The sequence below is a fragment of the Arthrobacter sp. JCM 19049 genome (assembly GCF_001310435.1).
In genome coordinates, this window is record NZ_BAXF01000808.1 from 1 (window position 1) to 739 (window position 739).

1 protein-coding gene and 1 pseudogene are annotated in these 739 nt (G+C 69.8%); both read left to right on the plus strand.

Annotated elements, in window-relative coordinates; translation table 11 throughout:
* Positions 1-86 precede the first annotated feature (86 nt).
* A pseudogene (locus tag JCM19049_RS16420) lies at positions 87-372 on the plus strand (leucine--tRNA ligase); the annotation flags it as partial.
* Between the two features lie 47 nt (positions 373-419).
* The coding region (locus JCM19049_RS16425; protein ID WP_279403456.1) for a DegV family protein at positions 420-739 on the plus strand (320 nt) is incomplete at its 3' end.

Below are 739 nucleotides of genomic sequence, written 5' to 3' on the forward strand. Positions count from 1 at the left end.
GCGCCTGCTGCCAGCTGTCGGCGTCGAACCCGATTCCGTCGTCGAAAATGTCCAGACGCACCATACCACCGGCCAGCTGCAGCGCCTACACGGCCGAGGACATGTGGGCAGCGCTGGGCTACGAGCCGAGCGTGGCCAACAGCGCTGGCCCACCGTGGATGAGGCCCTGCTGGTGGATGACACCATCACCGCGGTCGTCCAGGTCAAGGGCAAGGTCCGCGCCCGCCTGGAGGTGTCGGTGGACATCAGCGAGGCGGAGCTGGAGGCCGCGGCCCTGGCCCACGAGAACGTGGTGCGCCTGCTGGATGGCAAGCGCCGCTGAAGGTCATCGTGCGCGCCCCGAAGCTGGTCAACGTGGTGCCGGCACCGTAGGGTCGGGCACATGAGTGAACGCCCCAGCGCCGGACGGGGACGGTGGTTTGCCAAACGCCGTCCCGTCCGCGCCCGCCGCCCGGATCGGGATCGTCACCGATTCCTCCGCCTGCCTGGGCGGGCCATGGCTGGAGCACCCGGACTTTGAGATGCTCACCATCCCGGTGATCATCGACGACGTGGTGTGCGGGGATGACACCGACGCGCTGGTGATGGGGCTGGCCATGGGCCAGGCGGTGCGCACCTCCCGTCCTGCGCCGGGGCAGTTCATGCGCGCCTACCGGCAGCTGGCCGAGGCCGGCTGCGAAGCCATCATCTCCGTGCACCTTTCGGCCGGGCTCTCGGCACCCACGAATCCGCGCGCTGG